This window comes from Bacillus sp. BPN334 (genome assembly GCF_008368885.1).
GTDB lineage: Bacteria > Bacillota > Bacilli > Bacillales > Bacillaceae_G > Bacillus_A > Bacillus_A wiedmannii.
On sequence record NZ_QOZW01000010.1, the window covers coordinates 93,555 to 116,896 of the forward strand.

General features: G+C 36.1%; 28 protein-coding genes. 9 read left to right on the forward strand and 19 right to left on the reverse strand.

All coding sequences use genetic code 11. From position 1 onward, the window contains the following. Genes DN393_RS15555 through DN393_RS15565 form a run of 3 tightly spaced genes read right to left on the reverse strand, consistent with a single transcriptional unit; the run spans nt 1 to nt 1,590 of the window. The gene (locus DN393_RS15555; protein WP_064474595.1) at nt 1–789 is read right to left on the reverse strand and encodes a GNAT family N-acetyltransferase; all 789 of its coding nucleotides are present in this window, start codon (nt 787–789) and stop codon (nt 1–3) included. Next, on the reverse strand, nt 786–1,118 hold the full coding sequence (locus tag DN393_RS15560) for a cupin domain-containing protein (RefSeq protein ID WP_064474594.1): 333 nt from the start codon (nt 1,116–1,118) through the stop codon (nt 786–788). Before DN393_RS15560 ends, DN393_RS15555 begins: the two co-directional genes overlap by 4 nt. 43 nt (nt 1,119–1,161) lie before the next feature. Continuing rightward, the gene (locus tag DN393_RS15565; RefSeq protein ID WP_064474593.1) at nt 1,162–1,590 is read right to left on the reverse strand and encodes a hypothetical protein; all 429 of its coding nucleotides are present in this window, start codon (nt 1,588–1,590) and stop codon (nt 1,162–1,164) included. Between the two features lie 131 nt (nt 1,591–1,721). Here DN393_RS15565 and DN393_RS15570 point away from each other — a divergent pair, with 131 nt between their 5' ends. Continuing rightward, nucleotides 1,722–1,985, forward strand: a complete 264-nt coding sequence (locus DN393_RS15570; protein WP_141554606.1) for a helix-turn-helix transcriptional regulator — start codon at nt 1,722–1,724, stop codon at nt 1,983–1,985. Next, nucleotides 1,982–2,407, forward strand: coding sequence for a hypothetical protein (locus tag DN393_RS15575; RefSeq protein ID WP_098101972.1), 426 nt, complete (start codon nt 1,982–1,984; stop codon nt 2,405–2,407). Before DN393_RS15570 ends, DN393_RS15575 begins: the two co-directional genes overlap by 4 nt. A gap of 51 nt (nt 2,408–2,458) precedes the next feature. Here DN393_RS15575 and ald read toward each other — a convergent pair whose 3' ends face one another. Together ald and DN393_RS15585 are read right to left on the reverse strand one after the other, a co-directional pair. Continuing rightward, a complete protein-coding gene (gene ald, locus DN393_RS15580) occupies nt 2,459–3,592 on the reverse strand; it encodes an alanine dehydrogenase (RefSeq protein WP_001219390.1) in 1,134 nt (377 codons plus the stop codon). Nucleotides 3,593–3,805: 213 nt separating this feature from the next. Beyond that, nucleotides 3,806–4,597, reverse strand: a complete 792-nt coding sequence (locus DN393_RS15585) for an SDR family oxidoreductase (protein ID WP_088048143.1) — start codon at nt 4,595–4,597, stop codon at nt 3,806–3,808. A 147-nt stretch (nt 4,598–4,744) separates the two neighbouring features. On the opposite strand from DN393_RS15585, the gene DN393_RS15590 reads away from it, so the two are divergent. After that, complete coding sequence (locus tag DN393_RS15590; RefSeq protein WP_001066680.1) at nt 4,745–5,203, forward strand: universal stress protein; 459 nt, start codon at nt 4,745–4,747, stop codon at nt 5,201–5,203. Nucleotides 5,204–5,469: 266 nt separating this feature from the next. Here the strand turns inward: DN393_RS15590 and DN393_RS15595 are convergent, their stop codons facing one another. Both DN393_RS15595 and DN393_RS15600 read right to left on the reverse strand, forming a co-directional pair. Next, entirely contained in the window at nt 5,470–5,892 is a 423-nt protein-coding gene (locus DN393_RS15595; RefSeq protein ID WP_088048018.1) for a VOC family protein, read from the reverse strand. Between the two features lie 83 nt (nt 5,893–5,975). Then, the gene (locus DN393_RS15600) at nt 5,976–6,671 is read right to left on the reverse strand and encodes a hypothetical protein (RefSeq protein WP_088048017.1); all 696 of its coding nucleotides are present in this window, start codon (nt 6,669–6,671) and stop codon (nt 5,976–5,978) included. Nucleotides 6,672–6,765: 94 nt separating this feature from the next. Here DN393_RS15600 and DN393_RS15605 point away from each other — a divergent pair, with 94 nt between their 5' ends. Continuing rightward, a complete protein-coding gene (locus tag DN393_RS15605; protein ID WP_064474588.1) occupies nt 6,766–6,945 on the forward strand; it encodes a hypothetical protein in 180 nt (59 codons plus the stop codon). Nucleotides 6,946–7,021: 76 nt separating this feature from the next. On the opposite strand, the gene argH is transcribed toward DN393_RS15605, so the two are convergent. Then, complete coding sequence (argH, locus tag DN393_RS15610) at nt 7,022–8,410, reverse strand: argininosuccinate lyase (protein WP_088048016.1); 1,389 nt, start codon at nt 8,408–8,410, stop codon at nt 7,022–7,024. After that, a complete protein-coding gene (locus tag DN393_RS15615; RefSeq protein ID WP_088048015.1) occupies nt 8,407–9,612 on the reverse strand; it encodes an argininosuccinate synthase in 1,206 nt (401 codons plus the stop codon). The genes argH and DN393_RS15615 overlap by 4 nt, the downstream gene beginning before the upstream one ends. Nucleotides 9,613–9,778: 166 nt before the next feature. Here DN393_RS15615 and DN393_RS15620 point away from each other — a divergent pair, with 166 nt between their 5' ends. Beyond that, nucleotides 9,779–10,096, forward strand: coding sequence for a hypothetical protein (locus DN393_RS15620; protein ID WP_000417223.1), 318 nt, complete (start codon nt 9,779–9,781; stop codon nt 10,094–10,096). A 29-nt stretch (nt 10,097–10,125) separates the two neighbouring features. Here the strand turns inward: DN393_RS15620 and DN393_RS15625 are convergent, their stop codons facing one another. After that, nucleotides 10,126–10,320, reverse strand: coding sequence for a hypothetical protein (locus DN393_RS15625; RefSeq protein ID WP_000910293.1), 195 nt, complete (start codon nt 10,318–10,320; stop codon nt 10,126–10,128). An 855-nt stretch (nt 10,321–11,175) separates the two neighbouring features. Between DN393_RS15625 and DN393_RS15635 the strand changes: the two genes are divergently transcribed. Next, a complete protein-coding gene (locus DN393_RS15635; RefSeq protein ID WP_048544413.1) occupies nt 11,176–11,838 on the forward strand; it encodes a YitT family protein in 663 nt (220 codons plus the stop codon). A gap of 32 nt (nt 11,839–11,870) precedes the next feature. Here DN393_RS15635 and DN393_RS15640 read toward each other — a convergent pair whose 3' ends face one another. Continuing rightward, nucleotides 11,871–12,704 (reverse strand): EcsC family protein, encoded by an 834-nt coding sequence (locus tag DN393_RS15640; protein ID WP_001256871.1) that lies wholly within the window; start codon nt 12,702–12,704, stop codon nt 11,871–11,873. Between the two features lie 137 nt (nt 12,705–12,841). Here DN393_RS15640 and DN393_RS15645 point away from each other — a divergent pair, with 137 nt between their 5' ends. Together DN393_RS15645 and DN393_RS15650 are read left to right on the forward strand one after the other, a co-directional pair. After that, nucleotides 12,842–13,477: a DUF1796 family putative cysteine peptidase gene (locus DN393_RS15645; RefSeq protein WP_088048013.1), complete on the forward strand. Its 636-nt coding sequence runs from the start codon at nt 12,842–12,844 to the stop codon at nt 13,475–13,477. Between the two features lie 69 nt (nt 13,478–13,546). Next, the gene (locus DN393_RS15650; protein WP_088048012.1) at nt 13,547–13,981 is read left to right on the forward strand and encodes an NUDIX hydrolase; all 435 of its coding nucleotides are present in this window, start codon (nt 13,547–13,549) and stop codon (nt 13,979–13,981) included. A gap of 26 nt (nt 13,982–14,007) precedes the next feature. On the opposite strand, the gene ackA is transcribed toward DN393_RS15650, so the two are convergent. The 5 genes from ackA to DN393_RS15675 form a co-directional block, all read right to left on the reverse strand. After that, nucleotides 14,008–15,201, reverse strand: a complete 1,194-nt coding sequence (ackA, locus tag DN393_RS15655; RefSeq protein WP_064474582.1) for an acetate kinase — start codon at nt 15,199–15,201, stop codon at nt 14,008–14,010. Between the two features lie 299 nt (nt 15,202–15,500). Then, nucleotides 15,501–16,487 (reverse strand): class I SAM-dependent methyltransferase, encoded by a 987-nt coding sequence (locus DN393_RS15660; RefSeq protein WP_149173672.1) that lies wholly within the window; start codon nt 16,485–16,487, stop codon nt 15,501–15,503. Nucleotides 16,488–16,686: 199 nt separating this feature from the next. Next, entirely contained in the window at nt 16,687–17,187 is a 501-nt protein-coding gene (gene tpx / locus DN393_RS15665) for a thiol peroxidase (RefSeq protein WP_000024522.1), read from the reverse strand. 133 nt (nt 17,188–17,320) lie between these two features. Then, nucleotides 17,321–17,716: a GerW family sporulation protein gene (ytfJ, locus tag DN393_RS15670; protein ID WP_000350003.1), complete on the reverse strand. Its 396-nt coding sequence runs from the start codon at nt 17,714–17,716 to the stop codon at nt 17,321–17,323. Nucleotides 17,717–17,728: 12 nt separating this feature from the next. Then, entirely contained in the window at nt 17,729–18,367 is a 639-nt protein-coding gene (locus DN393_RS15675) for a DUF2953 domain-containing protein (RefSeq protein WP_064474581.1), read from the reverse strand. A 204-nt stretch (nt 18,368–18,571) separates the two neighbouring features. Between DN393_RS15675 and DN393_RS15680 the strand changes: the two genes are divergently transcribed. Continuing rightward, a complete protein-coding gene (locus DN393_RS15680) occupies nt 18,572–19,375 on the forward strand; it encodes an NAD kinase (RefSeq protein ID WP_064474580.1) in 804 nt (267 codons plus the stop codon). Between the two features lie 107 nt (nt 19,376–19,482). Here DN393_RS15680 and DN393_RS15685 read toward each other — a convergent pair whose 3' ends face one another. From DN393_RS15685 to mbcS, 3 genes are all read right to left on the reverse strand, one after another. Beyond that, complete coding sequence (locus tag DN393_RS15685) at nt 19,483–21,051, reverse strand: amidohydrolase (protein WP_064474579.1); 1,569 nt, start codon at nt 21,049–21,051, stop codon at nt 19,483–19,485. Nucleotides 21,052–21,121: 70 nt separating this feature from the next. Further along, the gene (locus tag DN393_RS15690) at nt 21,122–21,553 is read right to left on the reverse strand and encodes a VOC family protein (RefSeq protein ID WP_088048009.1); all 432 of its coding nucleotides are present in this window, start codon (nt 21,551–21,553) and stop codon (nt 21,122–21,124) included. A gap of 102 nt (nt 21,554–21,655) precedes the next feature. After that, the gene (gene mbcS / locus DN393_RS15695; protein WP_149173673.1) at nt 21,656–23,242 is read right to left on the reverse strand and encodes an acyl-CoA synthetase MbcS; all 1,587 of its coding nucleotides are present in this window, start codon (nt 23,240–23,242) and stop codon (nt 21,656–21,658) included. Between the last annotated feature and the right edge of the window lie 100 nt (nt 23,243–23,342).

A 23,342-nucleotide genomic window follows, 5' to 3' on the forward strand; every position in this document is an offset into this window, starting at 1 on the left:
TTATTCCCCCGTTTTCTTACGTACAAACAATCTATATTCTATTGGATTATAAAAACTTAATTTACTAGCTAATTTTTGCGAAGGAATATTGTCTACATAACAATCCCAGCACGGTGTAATATCATTTTGTGTGCAATGTTCAATGAACCGTTGTGCAACAGCTTGGGCTAATCCTTTCCCTTGATATGCTTCCTGCGTCACAATATCAATTTCAGCAAATCCATTCCCACTAAATATCGAAACACATTCAGCTACAATTATCCCATCTTGTTCTATACAAAATCCGAAACCACCGTTCAAAAATAGCTCTTTTGATCCCCAATATTCTTTATAATACTCCTCTGTAAATTCACTACTTCGTTCTATATCACTTTTATCAATACGCTTCACTTCATATGTATTTTTGTTTGCATCTCGTTTTCTCTCTTCAGAAATTTCTCGTTGGAATTTCATTCGAGGCATGTCCCGAAGTGCATTACTAAAACGCCCTTCAATCATCATTTCCCACTCGTCACTCGAAGTGAAGAGTGTAAATCTCTTCTCTGTTGTTTCAATAGCCATTTTTAAATAGGAAAATAAATCTTCGTTATAATTTTGATCATAAGTATCACCAAATAAATAATAGATACCATTAGCTGTACGAATTAATCCTGCTGTTAACTTCTCGTTGGCAAAAATCTCACCATCTATCATTTGGTCACATACCGCATAAGCAAACGTCGTCGTTCCTGTATTACTTTCTAAAATCGGAAGGATTTTTCTATACTCGGCTACAGATAATTTTTTCATAACTGCTCCACTTTAATCGTATCAGCTTCTATATTTTCAAAACAAAGATTTACTGTTCTCTTTAATGCTCTCGTTCTATGGATCTTGCACGCTGGAATTAAGATAGAATCATTTGGCTTTAAAACCGCCGTCTCTCCATCTTCAAAATCGATAAGTAGTTCTCCCTCTAACACAATAAACAATTCATCCGAATTAGAATGATAGTGCCAATCATATTCACCAGTAAATACGGCGATTCGTAAGCAATGATTATTTACATTTGAAACGACGAAATTTTTGTGTTGATCTTGAATGTCCTTTGTTAATTCTAATAAATTCACAGTTTCCATATTTCATCTCACCCTTTCACTAGTCGTTCTTCTGAAAACTAACTTAGTCTCCGCCACCTCCGCAATCTCCTCCACCATCACTTGAGCTGCTACAATCGTTGCTACTATAATCACCAAATCCGCTTGATGAGCTTGAATCGGATGAAGATTTTTTGCTCTTTTTGCTTTTCCTATCCCTCTTACTTTCATGACTAGGCCATACTTTATTAAATAATATAAAGAATAAGACTAACTCTATTGCGACAAGGATATATCCAAAAACATTCTCAATAATATTGGGTGTTATCCCAAAACTGTAAAACACCCTAGCTGAATAAAGACACAAAATTACATACAGGACCATACAAATATACCGAAATGTTTTTTCTATCATAATGACTACTTTTTTTGAAAGAGGTATGTTCTGTTCCTGTTTTTTCTTTATATACTTTTGTCTTTTGGCTTGCTTTTTCTTCCTATTTTTACTCCCCATTGAATCCCCTCTATCGACTTTCACTTTTCATTTAATTCCAAATTATCACAAAAAACAACATCATAACAAGCTATATTTTACGTAAAGTTTTGTTTACTTTTTGTAAAGTTTTATTTACTTATTACCTAAAAATGGATATGATAAATGTAACAAATTTACAAAAAGGAGACTTTGTATATTTGATTAAAAATAAGGTGAAACAATTCCGCGTCGTTAGAGACATCACCCAAGAACAATTAGCTTCCTCTGTTCAAATCACTAGACAATCCCTCATCGCTATCGAGAAGAATAAATACAACCCGAGTTTAGAATTAGCATTGAAATTATGTGAGTTTTTCAACTGTAAAGTAGAAGATTTATTTCAATTAGATAAAACTGGGGAGGAAAAAGAATGAAAAATACTTTTAATCAAGAGTTCATTTCGCATCTTACCATTTTATTGTTAGGTTCAACTTTTCTTTATTTCAATAATAATGATGAAGAAAAGATTAGTTCTGTCCTTCTATTCGCTGGCGTATACATACTCTTAGCCTTAATACTATTCATAGTGAAACGAATATTCTTTAAGAAAAAAAAGAACGATTCCGAGAAATATCCATTACCTGAGATGGATGAAAGAATCGAGAAGATGAGTTTAAAACTTATGGCGCAAATTTTCGGCCTCTCTCATTTAATCGGTTCTGCGATACTATTTATTTTATATATCACTGACAAAAATTCGATGATACTAGTTGAGTATGCCTTGTATTACTTGTTCGGCATTCTTTTCTTTACAATGATGTTCGGATTGAGAATTGTAAAGAAACTAGACAATTAACCCAAGTAAAAAGCCCCTCCTTACAAAAGGAGGGGCTTACATGTATTTCTATTATGATAAAGCAGGAGCTTTTTCAAGAAGCTCTTTCGCATCAGCGTATTGTAAGCCATGAGCTTCTGCAACTGCTTCGAATGTTACGTATCCATCTAATGTGTTAATACCTTTTAGTAATGCAGTGTTTCCTAAGCAAGCATCTTTGTAGCCTTTGTTCGCAATTTGTACTGCATATGGTACTGTTACGTTTGTTAATGCAAGAGTTGATGTACGTGGAACTGCTCCTGGCATATTAGCAACTGCATAATGAACAACGCCATGTTTTTCGTAAGTCGGGTTGTCGTGAGTTGTAATACGGTCAGTTGTTTCAAAAATACCACCTTGGTCAATCGCGATATCTACAACGACAGAACCTGGTTCCATTGATTGAATCATTTCTTCTGTTACAAGTTTTGGCGCTTTTGCACCTGGAATTAATACCGCACCAATAACAAGATCAGACTCTTTTACAGCTTCTGCAATGTTGTATGGATTAGACATTAACGTTTTTACTTGGTTACCGAAAATGTCGTCTAATTGACGAAGACGTTCTGCACTTAAGTCGATGATTGTTACATCTGCACCTAAACCTACTGCAATCTTCGCTGCGTTTGTACCAGCTTGACCACCGCCGATAATTGTTACTTTGCCGCGTTTTACCCCTGGAACGCCTGCGAGTAAAATACCTTTACCACCTTTGTTTTTCTCAAGGAATTGTGCACCGATTTGTGCAGACATACGACCAGCTACTTCACTCATAGGTGCAAGTAATGGTAAAGAACGATTGTCTAATTGCACTGTTTCGTATGCAATTGATACCACTTTGTTATCAATTAATGCTTTCGTTAATTCTGGTTCTGGAGCTAAGTGTAAGTATGTGAATAAAATTAAACCTTCGCGGAAATAGCCGTATTCACTTGCAACTGGCTCTTTTACCTTCATAACCATATCTTGATTCCATGCTTCTTCAGCAGTTTCAACAAGTTTCGCACCAGCTTGTACGTATTCTTCATCTGTAAAGCCTGATCCTATACCTGCTCCTTTTTGAACAAAAACTTCATGACCATTTTGTACTAAATGTACAGCTCCCGCTGGCGTCATCGCCACGCGGTTTTCATTGTTTTTAATTTCTGTTGGAATACCGATACGCATTATTAGTTCCCCCTTGAGTTATGAAATGACCCCTGAATCATTTTTTAAAGCGCTTTCTATGCTCTTATATTTTAACATAATATCTCAATATTTGACAAAAATTAATACAAGCTTTCCGATAGATTTAACCTTACATTAAAGGACAGTATTATCCGCACCTCTCAGCATACAGGATAAACTGTCCAATTATTCGAGACTTCACTTTATTTTATTCTATCGATGTCTATGAATAACATCTACTGCACCAGTTACTTCAATAATTGTACCGGTAATCATATCGGAATCGTCCTCACATAAAAACGAAATCGTTCTTGCGATATCTTCACCTGTTCCAGATCTACCAATTGGTGTGTTACGTTCTTTCAACTGACGTGCTTCTTGAATTGTCGCTTCTTTCATTTCACCAATAATATCACCAGGACATACCATATTTGCAGTAATACCATATTCTGCTTCTTCGTAAGCAACTGTTTTTGTTAATGAAACAAGTCCTACTTTCGCTGCTGCAAAAGCTGAACGATAAATCCATCCTGGTGCACTATCTGCCCCTTGGAATCCGTAATTAATAATACGACCAAAGTTCTGTTTTCTCATAACTGGAACGACAAGTTTCAACAAATGAAACACCGCTGTTAAATTACCCTGAATCATTTCATTCCATTCGTCTTCTTCATAATCAACTAACTTTTTTCGTTCAAATACATATGGACCAGCATTATTAATTAAAAAGTCAATTTTGCCAAAATGGCTTATCGCTTCTTCTACTATTTTATGTAAATCTTCCTTTTTCGTGACATCCGCTTGCACGAATTGTAGACGCTCTTCCATATTTTTATATGTTTCTTTCATCGTTTCCATAGCCGCCATATCGCTATGGTATGTTACTGTTACTGAATATCCTTTAGCCAATAACTTTTCTGTTACTTGCTTTCCTAAACCTTTCGTACCGGCTGTAATGAGCGCGTGTCTCACAAACATGCCTCCTTTTAAATTGCTATACTTCATATGTAACAAGTTCTCGCCCCAATTACAACTAAAATGAATTAAAGCAAAGTTTTCAAAATTCTGTAACGTTTCCGACAAGCACATTACCAAAATTTGTTTTATAATAAAGTTGTAAACGGTAATAAAAATGATTGGGAGGAATTTACTATGAATAATACATATACAAATATTTTAATCGCGGTGGACGGTTCTAAAGAAGCAGAAAGAGCTTTTAAAAAAGCAATTCAAGTCGCAAAACGTAACAATGCAACATTAACAATTGCTCATATCGTTGATGTAAAAGCATACTCAGCAGTAGAAGCTTATAGCCGCGCAATCGCTGAACGTGCAAATCTATTTGCAGAAGACTTATTAGAAGACTACAAAAAAACTGCGCTTGAAGCTGGCCTTGAAAAAATTGAAACTGTATTAGAATTTGGTAATCCTAAATCTAAAATTTCAAAAGAAATTGCTCCAAACCATAAAGTAGATTTAATTATGTGTGGTGCAACTGGTTTAAATGCTGTTGAGCGTTTCCTAATTGGTAGCGTCTCTGAACATATTATTCGCTATGCGAAATGCGATGTCCTTGTTGTTCGTGGTGATGAGGAGCAAGGCGATCTTTAATTTATAAATAAAACACCAAGTCCACATGTTTTACTGGTGGATAAGGGAAATGAAGCTTTAGGCTTGAATGAACAATAAATACATGTTGTTAAATAATGATAAAAAAGGAGTGGGTAATCCACTCCTTTTTTCACGACTGTGTAAGAAGAATAAAGATGTTTAATGTTACTCATAAAAATAAATCTTCTCTGTTTTTTCTCTACTCTTGCATGGATTTTAAAATCCTCATTTTTCAATTGATTGTTTAATCAAGTTTAAACTGTATTCTACTTAATTCTTTGAGCAATTGGATGGTCATCTTTTAGTTGTAACAAATCCCATAAATTCCCGTACAAATCCTTGAATACTGCAACTATTCCATATTCTTGCTCTTTCGGCTCTCTCACAAATTCTATTCCTCTTGAAATCATTTCATTATAATCTCTCCAAAAATCGTCAGTATTTAAGAAAAGAAAAACTCTGCCGACTGATTGGTTACCGATAAAGGAATCTTGCTCAGGTTTAGATGCTCTAGCCAGTAATATTGTGGTGCCGACTGAACCAGGAGGAGATACCACTACCCATCTTTTGTTTTGCTCTGGCTGATATATATCTTGGACTAGTGTGAAATTTAGTTTCTTTGTATAGAACTCTATTGCCTCATCGTAGTCTTTTACTACTAATGCGATATGAACTATTGATTGAACTATTATTACTAAATAAGCAAATTGTAGTATAACATTTCTTGCTTTAATCTATCTATTAGCTTAATAACACAGGTTCTTGTTTTTCTTCATTTCACATACTTCACTATAAATACAAGACAAACAACCACTACAACAGCTACTGCCAACACATATGGCGGTAAGAACTTCAAAGACCATAATGCCATCATGATCGTCGCAATCGTTAAGTACGTTTGCTTTGCATCTTCTGTCATTTTTTTACGAAGCAAGAACACATACAAATAACCGATTGGCGGCGTAATGAAGCAAAGAACATATATGATTTTAGATTTTAAATACCATTTTTGTTCTCCGAGCTTCTTTATATCTTCTTCTATTCTCTTATGCTCTTGCTCTCTCGCTTCTTCTACAAGCGGATCTTCCTCTTCTCCTCGCTTTTCTTTCATATAAGGAAGAAAGTGCACGAAAAAATAGTATGCGAATACGAACGCTCCAAATCCAATACCGAATCTTTCCAATGGAATATTCTCACTAAAAAAAGCAGCAGCAATCGCTAAAGAAAAACAATACGTCATCATCCAAAATGAACGTTTTCTCTTTTTCCGTTCCATTTCTTTTTTATCTTGTACATGTTTTCTTTTCGAAAGCCATATTGAAATACAGCAATCTACTACAAATAGAATAAAGATAAATATCCCAACGTGTACTGTTTCTACATCCTTAAATGAAAAGATGTTTGGGAATGCAACATGTAATACAATTAGCGTGTACAAAATTATCCCTATAAAATAAATACGTCTCATTGTCCATTCCTTTCTGATTTCCTAACTTTAGGTTAACATACATTTTTTAGAAATAGACGGAAAAAATATATATGTTAAAAAAGGAGGATGCTACATGAATGATTCTGAACGTATTATTTTAGATGTGAACGGGAAAGAGCTCGAAATGTTACATACAATCCGTACACATTTTAAAGAAAAACATGGTGTGGAACTAAGTAATGGTGCATTACTACGTGATTTGATGGATATTGAGTATATTCGAATTACAGAAGATCGGCATAAGTATGATTAACTTTAAGCTATAAAAATCACAAAAAAGGTACGCTTCTCTCTACTAAGATTCGCGTACCTTCTGCCCTATAAACCAATCAACTTCCAACGAACTCTCTAACTAATCCTTTCGCCTTCTCCAAAGCTTTCTCAATTTGCTCAAATCCTGTCCCGCCAGCACTGTTACGACGCTTTACAGCTGCATATGGTGAAAGAACTTCATACAAATCTTCTTCAAATAATGAGCTCATTTCTTTATATGTTGCTAGTGGTACATCTAGTAAATAAATTCCTTTTTGTGTGCAGTGTAGCACTAGCTTCCCAACAATTTCATGAGCTTGACGGAATGGTAGTCCTTTACTTGCTAAGTAGTCAGCAATTTCTGTTGCGTTTGAGAAATCTTGCGTTACAGCTTGCCCCATCTTTTCTTTGTTGACAGTCATCTTCTCTAACATGCCTGCCATAATATGAAGGCATCCTTCTACTGTTTTTACTGTATCAAACATTCCTTCTTTATCTTCTTGCAAGTCTTTATTGTAAGCGAGCGGTAATCCTTTCATGACTGTAAGTAAACTAAATAAATTACCGTACACTCTGCCCGTTTTACCGCGGATTAGTTCCGCCATATCTGGATTTTTCTTTTGCGGCATAATGCTGCTTCCCGTTGCGTATTGATCGCTCATTTCAATAAATTGAAACTCTTGGCTACTCCATAAAATAAGTTCTTCGCAGAAGCGTGATAAGTGCATCATGAGCATAGATGAGTTACTTAGGAACTCCAGTATGAAATCACGATCGCTTACTGCATCTAAACTATTTTCATAGATTCCATTAAATCCAAGAAGCTCCGCACTATATTCTCGGTCAATCGGGAATGTTGTCCCAGCTAATGCTCCTGCTCCTAATGGTGAAATGTTAATGCGCTTTAATGAATCTTCATAACGATTCACATCACGCTCTAACATCCAAAAGTAAGCGAGAATATGATGCGCAAATGAAATTGGCTGCGCACGCTGCAAATGCGTATAGCCAGGCATAATGGTTTCAATATTATTTTCCGCTTGATGAACAAGAACCGTTTGCAATTGTTTTGTAGCTTTAATAATATGCTCTACTTTTTCTTTTAAATATAAATGCATATCAGTCGCTACTTGATCGTTACGGCTTCGCCCAGTATGAAGTTTCCCTCCTACTTCGCCAATTTGTTCAATTAACATTTTTTCAATGTTTAAGTGAATATCTTCTGCTTCTACTGAGAATTGAAGCTTATTCTCTTTTGCTTCTTTTAATAAATACTGAAGCCCTACCTTTATTTTCTCAGCTTCTTCTTTCGTAACGATGCCTTGCTTTGCTAGCATCGTTACGTGTGCAATACTTCCGTTTATATCTTGATTTACTAATTGTTGATCGAAGGAGATGGATGCTCCAAACTCTTCAACCCACGCTTCCGCTTCTTCTGTAAAACGTCCGCCCCAAAGTTTGCTCACGCTTCCACCTTCTTTTGATTCACTTGGCTGTATACTTTCGTCGGTAAACCGAATAATGAAATGAATCCAACTGCTGCATCATGATTAAATTCGTCCTGAGCAGTATATGTTGCTAATTTTTCGTCATATAAAGAGTACTCAGATTTACGTCCTTCTACAATCGCATGGCCTTTAAATAGTTTCACACGCACTGTACCTGTTACATTCTTTTGCGTTTCTTGTAAGAAAGCGTTAAGCGCTTGTTTTAAAGGAGAGAACCATAAACCGTTATAAATAAGTTCTGTTATTTTTTGCTCAATCATCGGTTTAAAATGCGCTACTTCTTTTACGAGTGTTAAATCTTCTAGCTCTTTATGCGCCGTGATTAATGTCATTGCTGCTGGACATTCGTATACTTCACGCGATTTAATACCAACAAGGCGATTTTCTACGTGATCGATACGTCCAACGCCATGTTTTCCAGCAAGTGCATTTAACTTTTTAATTAATTCTGAAAGTGAATATACAGTACCATTTAAAGTAGTCGGTACTCCTGCTTCAAAGCCAATTTCTACAAACTCTGGTTTATTCGGTGTATCTTCTAATGCCAATGTCATCTCATATGCATCTTCTGGCGGTGCTGCCCATGGATCTTCTAAAATGCCACATTCGTTACTGCGTCCCCATAAGTTTTGATCGATTGAAAATGGGCTATCTAAATTAATAGGAATTGGAACATCGTTTTCTTTTGCATATGCAATTTCTTCTTCACGTGACCATTTCCATTCACGTACAGGCGCAATCACTTCTAAGTAAGGATTTAACGCTTGAATAGAAACTTCAAAACGAACTTGATCATTCCCTTTCCCTGTACATCCATGTGCAACTGCAGTCGCCCCCTCTTGTTCTGCAATTTCTACTAATTTCTTAGCGATAAGTGGACGAGATAATGCAGAAACGAGAGGGTATTTCCCTTCGTATAACGTGTGTGCTTGCATAGCCATCAATGCATATTCATTTGCAAATTCCTCTTGAACATCAATCATATATGATTTAATTGCACCTACTGAAAGTGCCTTTTCTTTTACGAATGCTAAGTCTTTACCTTCCCCTAAGTCTAAACAAAGCGCGATAATATCATAATTCTTCTCTTGTAACCATTTAATTGCAACGGAAGTATCAAGACCTCCGGAATATGCTAATACCACTTTTTTCTTCTCCATTTTGCATCCCCCTAAAGAATAAATATTCATTTTCTTTTATAATAATACACACTTTAACACCTTTTACAAAATGTATCAAGAGTCATTTTCAAATTTTTTCAAACAATTTCGTCGAACTTCTTTCTGTTTTTATGTACAATATAAGCAGGAAAACGGGGGTGAACTGATGGAAAAGTATTTCTTATACAATGAACATCTAGGAATTGAAATTCCGCATTTACAAGAAGACTGGGAAAGTATCCCCGAAAAAATGCAGCATGCTATTTTATTAAAATGGGAACAAGTTCGCGGAAAGATTCCTGATCGTATAAAAGAGCTTGAACACTATATTAATGCAAAACAGCATCATTTAAATAACGAAGAAAACTTCGAAATTTCCTGCAAACTTAATTCAGAAATTGCCGATCTCGCTTCCATCATTAATGACCTTTGGCTTTGGTATCGACTCACTCAAAATGTATCTGAGGGGAAAGCACACCAATGAAAAAAAGCATGCCCCTCAATCACTTTGGGTCATGCTTTTTTGTCGTAACACGATTTACAATATATTTCTTGTGCTGTTTTCGCCAAACATACATCAAACGGTCCAACTAATATACTTCTTTCCTTTGGCAACTTTACAAAAGCAACGAGCTCTTCTTCATATTGAATCTTTTTCTGACATGAAACGCATACTAATTCTTTTCTTTTGAACATGTCTTTTAGCATATCTTCTCTCTCCCTTTCATCTATCTATACTGATATAATCTCATAATAATTAAGACTTGTAAAAAAATGACACATTCTGAAACAAATTATTCATATACTATGTACAAAAGGAGGTCTCAATTTTATGCGAGCTTTCATTATTATCGCTTTAACTTTTTTAAGTGTGATTAGCTGGGATGCGTTTTTTAAAGATAAAGGTGACCAGAAAGATACAACTGAATAAACGCCATCTTTTTCTTACTTATTGGACAAACTTTTAAACACTGTCCGATTTCACGAAATAACTTAGGCTTTTCTACAAAAATATTTAAACATAACAATTTTTGTAGATTCCCTCCGTTTATTGTCGGTTTCCATCCGCATACATTTTTTGAAAGTATGATATAATAATATAAATCTTGAAGGAAGGGATTTTGATATCATGATCGCTCGAAGGAGCATGTGGCATCGTATTGACGAATCATACACGTAGCGTATTTTTCAGCTCAGATACTTTAGTCTAGCGAAAAAAATACGAGAGTGGGGAAATTATGATTGCCCGAAGGATAATTTGGCAAAAAAAAGACTCTTCTTACACATAGCGTTTTGTTTAGGACTTAATTGTTACTAGCTAAACAAAACAAAGAAGAGCAGGATTGCTAAATGAAGAATCCTACTCTACGTTTTGTTTAGTCGTTTTAAGACTTAAACTAAAACGAAGGTAGGGAGAATTGATGGACGAGAGGATTATTCGTTATTTCTTCAGCGACATATAGCGTAGTTAGTTTTTTTCGTAAACTAACTGAAGCTACATGTGAGCTCGTAGTTAGTTTACAACACAAAAAGGACTACTAACTACGGAAAGAAGGAATAACGATGAGGAACATCCAAAGTCGACAAATTATTAAAGAAATTTTTATGGTTTTAATCGGTTCATTTATTTTAGCAGCAGCGCTATATCACATTCACTTCCAAAACCACTTAACAGAAGGTGGCTTTGTAGGAATTGCACTATTCATCCAAAATTTTTATGATATTTCACCATCCATTTCAACTGTAATTATGGATATCCCAATTATTTTACTATGTGCTTCATTTTTAGGTAAAAAAATGGTTGGCTATTCATTCCTAGGTTCGATTTCATTCGGAGTATTTTATTCTCTTATGGAAAATTATTCTCCATTTACGGTCGATTTATCAAATAATTTATTTATAGCTGCAGTAGTTGGCGGTGCGTTAGCTGGTATTGGACTCGGTTTTATATTGCGATTTGGCGGTGCAACCGGCGGAGACGATATTTTAACAATTGTATTGAGTAAACGAACTCGTTTTACAATTGGGCAAATTTTCTTCGTCTTTGACGCGATTGTTCTTGCGCTTTCATTATATTATTTAAATTGGACAGAAATTGCTTTTACTATTCTTTCGATTGCCGTACAGGCAAAAACATTGGATTTAATTTATTATCCAAAAGCAGAGAAGAAAGCAGAAAAGCAACCAGTATCTATTCCAATGTCCAAAAAGCATGCAACAAATTAAAAAAGCGAAAGGCTTCGGCCTCTCGCTTTTTTTTACGCTCTTTTTTCCTTCTCGACTATGTGGCGCACTTGATAAAATCTATTTGCAAATTCAGTAACGTTTCTCGTTAAACGATAGTTCACTGTAGACCCGATTGCCATTCCAATTACCGGAATACCTTGGAATAATTTACGACGTAAAGCATAAATCGAAAATGTTTTCAAAATTTGTTTTAACACAACTTCAGTAGAAGCTGGCTGTAACACCGCTTCGTCTCCTTCATAAAAGAACGAATCTTCTTGCTCTAGCTCTTGCAGTAAATTGTACCATGCGTATTGCTGAAGCCTTCCTGGTAGTAATGACGCATGAAACACCTTTAACGCAAGCATCATTTCATAAGGCTTGTTCACATCATGTCCAAATGATGTTGCAATAAGTTGAACAGCTTTCACATTTAACGCGATCATAACCGGAAAATCAGCTGTTAATAATAATAAACCCCCAGCACCCGTTGCTCCGCCTTGTACGAATGAATATAGGCGATGTCGTGCTGTTTGTTGCTCTGCTATGTATGTTAATTGATCAATAGATAATGCTTTCAAATCTTCTAGTTGCTCAATCGATTCATCAAATAATCTCGACGTTCCTAAAATACGATTACGCGCATCTAATTGTGATTGTGAACTTTGAATCAATGCATGCAAATGAAAGAGCCATCCATCTGCTTTCGTAAAGAAATCTTTTCGTTTTTTCTCCGGCAATTTCGCAATTGTAGTATGTACCCATTTATCAAACATTTTTTGAAAATCAGTCGCTTCTTGCTCAACTAATTGCGATTCCCATTCTTTTATATTGTCTAAAATGGCTTGTTCTCGCTTCGATCGCATCGTAACAACCACCTCGTTCGATTTTTTTCTATTGTAACATATTTCTGCTTATTCTTTGCAAATATGCTTGTCTATCTTTATTCACATACCATTTTTTAGTGACATAAAATATTAGCAAAAAGGATGAGATAAATCACATGAATCTATCCAATATAAAAAAAGAATATAATGCAGTATTCAGCTTAGGACAAAACTGCTGGCCTGCTTGGGCTTTATATCAATTCTATTTATCACCCTTTTTTGGCGTTATCGATTTTATGCTAAGCCCTTCATTAGAAAAAGTGAATGTATTATTACAAAATCGATTTGACCGTTTTTTACAGTTCGAAAACTTATCCTTCATCTCATTTTGGGATGATGGTGCGAAATTAAGACTCCGTGACAACCTATATGAAATCGACTCCTGCCACGACTTTAAAACAGATGTAAACACACCAACATCTTGGCCTTCTTATACAGAAATTAAGTTAAACTATGAGCATCGAATTCATCGTTTTCTAACTACAATGGAAACGGCAGAATCCATATCGTTTATTCGAACTGGAGGAACATACGAAGAAGCACGTTCCTTGGAACAAATTTTATCTCAAATAGTTAAACATACATTCTCTGTCCTATTACTCATTCCTGAAGATGTACCAACTATCGCCCAAGAAGATTGGGGATTACAAAACATTTGTGTTATAAAATGCCCTATTATGGATGTATACCAGTACAATGAAGCATTTTGGAATGATTTATTTGATGGGATCACGATTAGACCGCAAGCTTAAACACGATACTTTTTATTACACACTGCCTTATAATCATCCTTATACAAAAGAAATAAGGAGTGATTATATATGTATCCACGTGCAAAAGCTTTTGGCATTGCTATACATCACGATCGCCTTCTCGTACAAGAATATCATACAGGCGATGAAACATATTACCGACCTCTTGGCGGTTCAATTGAACTTGGTGAAAAATCAGCACATACCGTTATTCGTGAATTTAAAGAAGAGCTTCATACAGAAGTGGAAATCACCAATTATTTAGGCTGCTTAGAAAACATCTTGCATCTTGATGGAGAAGTTGGTCATGAAATCATTCAACTATATTCTTTACGCTTATTAGACACATCACTATATGAAATGGAAATACTGAATATACAAGATGAGCAAACAGCATCATATGCGAAATGGATTCCCATGACAGCATTCATTCAAAAAGAGAAAGCACTATATCCAGATGGAATCTTGAAATATATCCAACAAAAAAAAGACGAAACCCTATAGGATCTCGTCTTTTTTCATATAGTATATTAACCAATATCTCCAAGACGTAGTACGTCACGAGCGATCATAACTTCTTCGTCAGTTGGAATTACGATAATTTTTACTGGAGAGTGTGGGAAGCTGATGAATGCTTCTTCACCAAATACGTTATTACGTTTTACGTCGAAGTATACACCCATGTACTCAAGGCCTTCTAATACGCGCTCACGAATAACTGCACTGTTTTCACCGATACCAGCTGTGAAGATGATTGCGTCTACACCTTTCATACGAGCTGTGTAAGAACCGATGTATTTGTGGATACGGCTTACGAATACATCAAGTGCTACTTTCGCACGGTGGTCGCCTTCTTCTTCTTTCGTGATGATGTCACGTAGGTCACTAGAGTAACCAGTAAGACCTAACATACCACTCTTCTTGTTTAATACGTTAACTACTTCTTCTACTGTTTGGCCTGTTTTTTCCATGATGTATGGAATTAACGCAGGGTCAATGTTACCAGAACGTGTACCCATTGTTACACCAGCAAGTGGAGTGAAGCCCATAGAAGTATCGATAGATTTACCGCCTTCTACTGCTGCGATACTTGCACCGTTACCTAAGTGACAAGAAAGTAAGCTTAAGCTTTCAAGTGGACGACCTAATAATTCAGCCGCACGCTCAGTTACGTATTTATGAGAAGTTCCGTGGAAACCGTATTTACGGATGCCAAATTTCTCATAGTACTCATATGGTAAGCTGTATAGGAAAGCAGATTCCGGCATTGTTTGGTGGAATGCTGTATCGAATACTGCTACTGCTGGTACGTTTGGTAATACTTCTTGGAATGATTTAATACCAACAAGGTTTGCTGGGTTATGAAGTGGTGCTAAATCGCTTAATTCTTCGATATCAGCTAATACTTCATCAGTAATTAAAACAGAATCAGCAAATTTTTCGCCGCCGTGTACAACACGGTGACCGATACCGCCAATCTCATCAAGAGATTTTACGATTCCGTTTTCAGTTAATTTCTTAAGAAGCATGTTAACTGCTACTGCATGATCTGGGATGTTTGTAATTTCTTTTTGTTTTTCGCCATTTACAGTAATTGAGAAGACACTATCTTCTAAACCGATACGTTCTACTAAACCTTTTGTTAATACTGTTTCACTTGGCATTTCAAATAATTGGAACTTTAAGGAAGAGCTTCCTGCGTTAATCGCGATGATTTTTGACATCTAGTCTTTCGCCCCTTTTTCTCTTGGTAGTTGTGTGGATATGTCCACAAACCGCTCGATTTTATCTAATTAAATTCACTCATTATGAAAACGTTTCATCATTAGTAAATTTTATACTCACGATTTTAATTTAAACATCGTCCGACATATATTTCAAGTGAAAAAATTGTAACACCAAGAAAAAATATATATTACAGATTTCAAAAAAATTCAGTTTAATCTAGTATATATTTAAAAATATGACATATCATATAAAACTGTACTACATGAATTACTAACCCTGTTACATATACCTTGCCTTATTTGTGGGTTGCAAACCAAGTATTTAATTGATCCATAATGTTCTCCATCGCCTTCATGTTGGAGAATTTAGGTAACTCCACTAATAACGCCTGTTTTGGCATTGTTACACTAGGACCTTTCTTTTGGAGAACAAATATACTTTTTGCATTTTTCTCGTTTTTAAACATGGAAACAGGTAGCTGTAATAGCCCTTGAATAAAACATGTTTCTTTAATAAATGCATGTAATTTTGGTGCTTGATGACTTTCAAAAATGAAGTTTGGTACTAGGAAGAATAAGTACCCGCCTTCTTTCGTATGTTTCACACTTTGTTCAATAAATAGGTGATGGGCATACGACATTCCTTCATCTGCTTTTAACTTATATTCACTTGCACCGATTTCATTTGGATAGTAACCAATCGGTAAGTCTGAAACGACTGCATCAACCGGATCGATATAAAGTGGCGCTAGTCCATCTTGATGGAAGAATTCGATTGCATGCTTTTGTAAATTCGCATTTACTAAAGCAAGTTTAATTAGCACTTCATCCACTTCTACACCAAATCCACTCATTGCTATTCCTTCTTTGGCGCTATTAAATACTGTAGTCATTAAGTTACCTGTTCCAATTGCAGGATCTAAAACAGTAATTTCGTTTTGCCCTTGCATAAATTTATGGAATAAGTAGCTCATGAACATTCCAACTGCATCAGGCGTCATTTCGTGATTCGCTTGTACGCCTTCTTTCATTCCTTTTAAAATGGCTAACTGAAATGCTTTACGAATTTCTTCACCTTTATATGTTTCTTCATTAAACGTACTATATTCACGATTCAGCCTTTCAATTGCTGATTCGGATAATTCCTCTTGTAAAATTGCTCCTTCAAACAAGTTATTACCTGTTTCTACAAGCGCCTCTAAATATGTTACATCTAATTCTTTACGTAAAACTACCGCAGAAGAATCAAAAATAGAAAATAATGTTTCTACTGTCTGACTCACGTACATTCCTCCTTCTCTCTTTTACACATAACTTATATCATACCACAAAGTGTTTTTTTCCAAAAAGAAAAAGCGACCTCCTGCAAAGAGCTCCCCTTTAAGTTATATATGATATAACGTTTTTTCTCATATATTGGTACCATTACGCAGCAATACATGAGAAAAAACGACCTCTTTATAAGAGGTCATTTCTTTCACATTATTTTGCCGCTTTAGCTGCTTCTAATGCTGCTTCATAGTTTGGATGGCTTGTACCTTCGCTTACGTACTCTGCGTAAACTACTTTGTCGTTGCTATCTACTACGAATACTGCACGAGCAAGTAAACGAAGCTCTTTCATTACTAAGCCGTAAGCTTCACCGAATGAAAGGTCACGGTGGTCAGAAAGTGTTACAACATTTTCTAAACCGTTTGCTGCACACCAGCGTTTTTGAGCGAATGGTAAGTCAGCGCTAATTGTTAATACTTTTGCGTTTTCAATACCTGCTGCATCTTGGTTAAAACGACGTGTTTGTGCATCACACACACCTGTGTCGATTGAAGGTACAACACTAATTAATTTTACTTCGCCTTTGTATGTTTCTAAACTTACTGGAGATAAGTCATTTGCTAATACTTGGAATTTTGGCGCTTGATCGCCAACTTTAACTTCTGTTCCAACTAAAGTCATTGGGTTACCTTTAAAAGTTACGTTTGCCACTTGAAAATCCTCCCTTATTTAAACAAAATATGTACAATGTAAATGATAGTTTGTCCCTATCGATAATGCAAATAAAATCGCTTTATTTACAAAAAAATTAAAGAAGCTAATCCATTGATTAGCTTCTTATTTGTTAAATTTGAAATTCAGGATCGTCTTCTTTTCGTTTATCCATCATTTCCTTCACTTTATCAACAGCTTGTGGCGCTAATTCAATTATTTTATCGATGACGTGTGTTTGCTTATCTAAATGCAACACTTTTACACCGTCTCCATTTATAACAAGAAAAGCAACAGGATTAATAGAAACTCCTCCACCACTTCCCCCGCCAAATGGATGACGGCCTGAATGTTCTACTTTTCCAAATTCACTTCCACCAGCAGCGAATCCGAAACTAACTTTCGAAACGGTAAGAATTACACTTCCATCTGCCGCTTTAATCGGATCACCAACAATTGTATTTACATCAGTCATTTGTTTTAAATGCTGCATTGCGGTTGTCATTAAACCTTGAATTGGATGGTCCATTCTATATCCCCCCTATGCTTGAACAGATTTTTCTGTCATACCAGATCTTTGCTTCCTCATAAACACAAGTAATTTTACCGCTGTTTTTACAGTACGGAATATACGAAAAGATGCTGTTAACTCACATCTTGATGCAAATCCTTTCCCTTGAAAAACAGGGGTAATTTCAAATTCTGGTACGTCGACAATATGCATATATTGTCCTACAACTCCAGCAGCCATTCCTTTTGTCCCCCATGCATATCCAGTGACAATTCCAGTGCTAGCTGCGTCGCCTGCTCCAATTTGCGTGTGCCATTTCCACCCATTGATTTTCACTCGTTTGAGAAAATCTTTAACAATAGTATGAACTTCTTGTAGCTTTTTTATCAGCTCCCCCATACTATCAAGTTGCGCCATAATTTTATTATCTAATCCACCGTCTTTTTCAGCTTTTTCGATTTTCTGCCCTGTCTTTTTCTGTTGTTTTTCAATTCTTTCCAATACATCAAACGTATATCGAATCATCCATATTTTCACTTGAAACAAACATTGCTTTTCCATTTCTGAATATAAAAATGTCACTTTAAGTTTTATTTTCGACAATAGTATAAGCAAAATAAAAAGGAGAAGAATTATTATTCCAATCACGAGCCACTTCATACGTATCATCCTTTCACTCCGTACCCATTATCGACAAGTTTATTCATCATTAAACAGAATCCTTTAAGATTGAATATAAAAATTTTTCTAAAAATAAAAAAGGATTTTGACATTTTATATCGAAATATATTATTTGAACATATCTTCAAGAACGTATTTGGATGATATGTAGCACGAAAAACAGAAAATTTAACTGCAGTGGAGGGATACATAATGGCAGATCGTCGCAATTTATTTTTCTTTTATGGTGATGACAAAGCAACGCTCGTTGAAAAAATGAAACCAATCTATCGTATTTTAGAAGAGAATGGATTCACCATATTAGATAATCCAAAAAATGCAAACGCTATCGTCAGTGTTGGAGATGATGCAACTTTCTTACAAGCCGTTCGTAAAACTGGTTTTAGAGAAGATTGCTTATACGCAGGGATTTCTACGAAAGATGAAATTTCGTTCTACTGCGATTTCCATATTGATCACGTTGATACAGCCCTTCAAGAAATTACAAAAAATGAAATTGAAGTGCGAAAATACCCAACAATTCAGGTAGATGTAGATCACGGTACATCTTTCCATTGTTTAAATGAGTTCTCATTACGTTCTAGCATTATTAAAACATTCGTAGTAGATGTTCACGTTGATGATCTATATTTCGAAACATTTAGAGGGGACGGTTTAGTTGTTTCTACCCCAACAGGAAGTACAGCTTACAATAAATCGTTACATGGTGCGGTTGTTGATCCGCTCATCCCATGCTTCCAAGTAAGCGAACTCGCATCATTAAATAACAACACATACCGTACGCTCGGTTCACCGTTCATTTTAAATCACAAGCGTACATTAACTTTAAAACTAAAACCAAACGGTAACGATTATCCTGTTATCGGTATGGATAATGAAGCGCTTAGCATTAAACAAGTGGAAAAAGTTGTTGTACGCTTAAGCGATAAACAAATTAAAACAGTTAAATTAAAAAACAATTCCTTCTGGGAAAAAGTACAGAGAACGTTTTTATAGTATTAAAATAACCGCCGAATTACGGGATTCCATAATTCGGCGGTTATTTATTTCTCTCGCTACCGGCCACTATTCTTGTCATTTTTTGTCGGTAAGTCGATATATTTTCACGCGTCTTTCCTATACACAATCTTCCCATCAATTACGGTCATTTCTGCTTGTACTTCTTTTATTTCTTCTGCCTCTATTTCAAATATGTTTCGATCTACTATGGTAAAGTCTGCCTCATATCCTTTTGCGATTTTTCCTCGCTTCGCTTCTTTTCCGATTGCATAGGCACTTCCTGTTGTAAATAAAGAGATAGCTTCATATACCGTTAATCTTTCCTCTGGCATATAGCATACACCGTCAATAAAACTTCTACGTGTAACAGCGCTATATATGCCTAAAAACGGATTCACTTGTTCAATTGGTGCGTCAGATCCACCATTGCAGTGTAATCCTGCTTCTAGTAACGTCTTCCACGCGTATGCATAACGAAGACGATTCTTGCCTAGTTTTTCAATGACTGATGGGAAGTCCGATGACACAAAGACGGGCTGAATATCAATAATAGCCGGTAAATGTTTCATTCTCTCAATCAACTCTTCACGAGCGAGCTGACAATGAATAATGCGGTCGCGTAATCCTTCTACTGGTGGATATAATTCAAGTGCATCAATAACATACTGGAGCGATAAATCACCGATTGTATGAATCGCTACTGACATATGTAAATCTCGTGCCTTTTTCACTAACTCCGCAAGCTCTTCACGTGAGAAAATTGCAACTCCATTTGTTTCCTCCGCATCTTCATACGGTTCACTTAATAAAGCTGTTCTTCCGCCAAAAGAGCCATCAGAAAAAATTTTCATCGCCCCAAATTCAATATAATGCTCATTTTCATATTCTTTTCGTTCACCTGCTACTTCATGGTGAACGAGTAAATGTGCTTTAAATGACATTTCCTTTATAACATGAGAAAAAGCATTGTGCGTTTTTCTAAAACCACCGTAATAATTTAAATCTTCCGTATGCCCGCCAACGAGTCCATATTGCCAACAATTTTTAATTGCTGTTTGCAGGGCTCTTTGTAAATAAGCTTCATCAATTTCCGGCTGCACATGTTTAATTAATTCTTGCCCTTGTTCATATAAAAGGCCTGTTAACATATTTAATGAATCCCGGCCGATTTTCCCGCCTTTCGGGTCTTGCGTCATTTCTGTTATGTTCGCCTCTTGCAATATGTATGAATTCACCCATGTAACGTGGCGACAAACGCGCTTTAATAAAATGGGGTGTTCTTTAGAGATTTCATCTAGATCACGTACGTGAACTTTTTTTGTATCTGTAAAATTATTTTCATTCCAGCCTTCTCCAATAATCCAAGAACCTTTTGGCGCTTCTTCTACTCGGTTCTGAACAAGAGTCAACACTTCGCTATAAGATGTACAATTTGATAGATCTAATCGAAGTAATCTCTCCCCATGACCAATCAGATGCATATGACTATCAACGAGACCTGGAATCATCGTTTTGCCTTCTAAATCGTGAAATTTAACCGTAGCATATCGGTCTTCTAACTCTTCTTTACTCCCGACATCAACGATCATGCCCTTTTCAACATAAACAGCGTCTACTTTTTCATTCTCTTCTCGCATCGTGTAAATGGTGCCGCCATACCAAATTTCTCCCATATATCCCATCTCCTTTGTATTTATTGTATAAAAAAAAGCACCATTTCAAAACATGGTGCTTTTCTAAAAATTACTTTTGCTCAGTAGGATTCGTTGTGATTTGCCATTCAATGCTAAATTTATCTTTTAGTTGTCCGTATGCTGGGCTCCAGAACGTTTCTTGAAGTGGCATAATAACTTCTCCACCCTCTTGTAACTTTTCGAATACTTCTTTCGCTTTTTCTGCATTACTAATTTGAATTGCGATTGTTACTTGAGATCCGATTGCATGCCCTTGACCTGGGAATGTATCAGAAATCATAAGGTCCGTATTACCAACTTTTAAAGTAGCATGTAAAACGCGCTCTTTTGCTTCAGCTGGAATCGGGTATTCTGGATTTTCAGGCATATCTCCAAAAGTTTGCATGACTTCTACTTTTGCGTCTAACGCCTCTTTATAAAACTGTACAGCCTCTTGCCCACTACCATCTAAAACTAAGTACGGATTAATCCCTAAAATCATACGGACACCTCTTTTTTAAATTTATAAAATCGAACTTACGTTCGTTTTTATCTTATCATTGTTTGCCATTTCATTCAACTATTTCCTTCACTGTTTTCAAAATTATTTTGACGGAATCTCCATCTCTTGTTTTCTAAGTTCAATACGGCGAATTTTTCCGGAAATCGTTTTTGGTAGTTCATCTACAAATTCAATTTTGCGAGGGTATTTATATGGTGCAGTGAGTTCTTTGACGTGTTGTTGGAGTACTGGGATTAATGTTTCTTCGTTCTTGTCTATATTCTCTCTTAATACGATAAATGCCTTCACGACACTTCCGCGAATTTCATCAGGGCTTGCGACAACCGCACACTCTCTTACGTAAGGATGTTTTACGAGCGCATCTTCTACTTCAAACGGTCCAATTGTATAACCAGAGCTAATAATAATATCATCACCGCGCCCTTCAAACCAGAAATAGCCTTCTTCATCTTTCTTCGCTTTATCGCCGGTAATATAATAATCACCGCGGAATTGCATCGCTGTGCGCTCATCGTCTTTATAATATTGTTTAAAGAGGGCTGGCGTTTCAATGTGAACTGCAATATCACCAACTTCTCCTACCTGTACTGGAATACCTTCCTCATCTACAATATCAACGTGGTTGCCTGGCGTTGGTTTTCCCATTGATCCTGGTCTAATATCCATCCCTTTCATTACACCAACAAGCAATGTATTTTCCGTTTGTCCATAGCCATCTCTCACTGTAATATTAAAGTGCTTTTGGAACGTTTCAATGACTTCCCTATTTAACGGCTCACCTGCGGATACAGCGCTATGTAACGCTTCTAAATTGTACTCACTTAAGTCCTCTACTTTTGCCATTAATCTATACTCAGTCGGCGTGCAACACAGCACGTTCACCTTATTATCGTCTAACAAATTTAAATATGTTTTCGGTTCAAATTTACCGTTGTATACAAATCCTGTTGCACCTGATCCGAGAGTTGCTAAAAACGGGCTCCAAATCCACTTTTGCCAGCCTGGACTAGCCGTCGCCCATACAACATCATTCACTTCAATCCCGAGCCAGTTTGGAGCGCTCGTACGTAAATGAGCGTATGCCCATGCATGCGTATGAACAACACCTTTTGGATTTCCTGTCGTCCCTGACGTGTAAGATAAAAAGACCATATCTTCTTTATCTGTCGTTGTCATTTCTAACAGGTCACTTTCTGTTTCTAACGCTGTTTTTAAATTAATCCATCCATCTACTGACTGCTCGCTCAGAACGAATTTTTGAAGAGATTTCATCGCTTCTATATCATCAAACTGCCCAATGTACGGCTCATAACTTACGATTGCTTTTACTTCCCCGTGCCCAATACGATATTCAATATCCTTCTTGCGCAACATTTCCGAACTCGGAATTACGACAAATCCCGCTTTAATCGCAGCGATATACGTCATGTATGCTTCAATTAAACGTGGCATCATAATGAGGAGCTTGTCCCCTTTTTGGAGACCACTCTTTATAAAAGCGTTTCCAATTTTATTCGCACCTTTCATTAACTCAGCGTATGTAACTTCTCGTCTATTCCCTTTATCATCTTGCCAAATTAAAGCAAGCTTCTCTTTATCACTTGTATATTTCTCTATTTCAGAAACTAAATTATAAGACGGCGGCGCCAACAATTCTTCTCTCTTCATACAATATCCTCCTCCATTTCTATGCCTCCCTTATATAATAAAGAATTTTCAGTTAATTTTGAACCCTCTTCTTTTGACAAATTTTTTATGTCTATGTCGA

Bases quoted from the DNA above. Each gene is read 5' to 3' on its own strand.
- DN393_RS15555 (WP_064474595.1), bottom strand. From the start codon at position 789: ATGAAAAAATTATCTGTAGCCGAGTATAGAAAAATCCTTCCGATTTTA.
- DN393_RS15590 (WP_001066680.1), top strand. From the start codon at position 4,745: ATGAATAATACATATACAAATATTTTAATCGCGGTGGACGGTTCTAAA.
- DN393_RS15560 (WP_064474594.1), bottom strand. From the start codon at position 1,118: ATGGAAACTGTGAATTTATTAGAATTAACAAAGGACATTCAAGATCAA.
- DN393_RS15570 (WP_141554606.1), top strand. From the start codon at position 1,722: ATGGATATGATAAATGTAACAAATTTACAAAAAGGAGACTTTGTATAT.
- DN393_RS15615 (WP_088048015.1), bottom strand. From the start codon at position 9,612: ATGGAGAAGAAAAAAGTGGTATTAGCATATTCCGGAGGTCTTGATACT.
- DN393_RS15625 (WP_000910293.1), bottom strand. From the start codon at position 10,320: ATGCTAAAAGACATGTTCAAAAGAAAAGAATTAGTATGCGTTTCATGT.
- DN393_RS15635 (WP_048544413.1), top strand. From the start codon at position 11,176: ATGAGGAACATCCAAAGTCGACAAATTATTAAAGAAATTTTTATGGTT.
- DN393_RS15680 (WP_064474580.1), top strand. From the start codon at position 18,572: ATGGCAGATCGTCGCAATTTATTTTTCTTTTATGGTGATGACAAAGCA.
- DN393_RS15685 (WP_064474579.1), bottom strand. From the start codon at position 21,051: ATGGGAGAAATTTGGTATGGCGGCACCATTTACACGATGCGAGAAGAG.
- ackA (WP_064474582.1), bottom strand. From the start codon at position 15,201: ATGTCAAAAATCATCGCGATTAACGCAGGAAGCTCTTCCTTAAAGTTC.
- DN393_RS15620 (WP_000417223.1), top strand. From the start codon at position 9,779: ATGGAAAAGTATTTCTTATACAATGAACATCTAGGAATTGAAATTCCG.
- DN393_RS15640 (WP_001256871.1), bottom strand. From the start codon at position 12,704: ATGCGATCGAAGCGAGAACAAGCCATTTTAGACAATATAAAAGAATGG.
- DN393_RS15575 (WP_098101972.1), top strand. From the start codon at position 1,982: ATGAAAAATACTTTTAATCAAGAGTTCATTTCGCATCTTACCATTTTA.
- DN393_RS15565 (WP_064474593.1), bottom strand. From the start codon at position 1,590: ATGGGGAGTAAAAATAGGAAGAAAAAGCAAGCCAAAAGACAAAAGTAT.
- DN393_RS15585 (WP_088048143.1), bottom strand. From the start codon at position 4,597: ATGAAGTATAGCAATTTAAAAGGAGGCATGTTTGTGAGACACGCGCTC.
- DN393_RS15605 (WP_064474588.1), top strand. From the start codon at position 6,766: ATGAATGATTCTGAACGTATTATTTTAGATGTGAACGGGAAAGAGCTC.
- ald (WP_001219390.1), bottom strand. From the start codon at position 3,592: ATGCGTATCGGTATTCCAACAGAAATTAAAAACAATGAAAACCGCGTG.
- DN393_RS15600 (WP_088048017.1), bottom strand. From the start codon at position 6,671: ATGAGACGTATTTATTTTATAGGGATAATTTTGTACACGCTAATTGTA.
- DN393_RS15675 (WP_064474581.1), bottom strand. From the start codon at position 18,367: ATGATACGTATGAAGTGGCTCGTGATTGGAATAATAATTCTTCTCCTT.
- DN393_RS15645 (WP_088048013.1), top strand. From the start codon at position 12,842: ATGAATCTATCCAATATAAAAAAAGAATATAATGCAGTATTCAGCTTA.
- DN393_RS15650 (WP_088048012.1), top strand. From the start codon at position 13,547: ATGTATCCACGTGCAAAAGCTTTTGGCATTGCTATACATCACGATCGC.
- mbcS (WP_149173673.1), bottom strand. From the start codon at position 23,242: ATGAAGAGAGAAGAATTGTTGGCGCCGCCGTCTTATAATTTAGTTTCT.
- DN393_RS15690 (WP_088048009.1), bottom strand. From the start codon at position 21,553: ATGATTTTAGGGATTAATCCGTACTTAGTTTTAGATGGTAGTGGGCAA.
- ytfJ (WP_000350003.1), bottom strand. From the start codon at position 17,716: ATGGACCATCCAATTCAAGGTTTAATGACAACCGCAATGCAGCATTTA.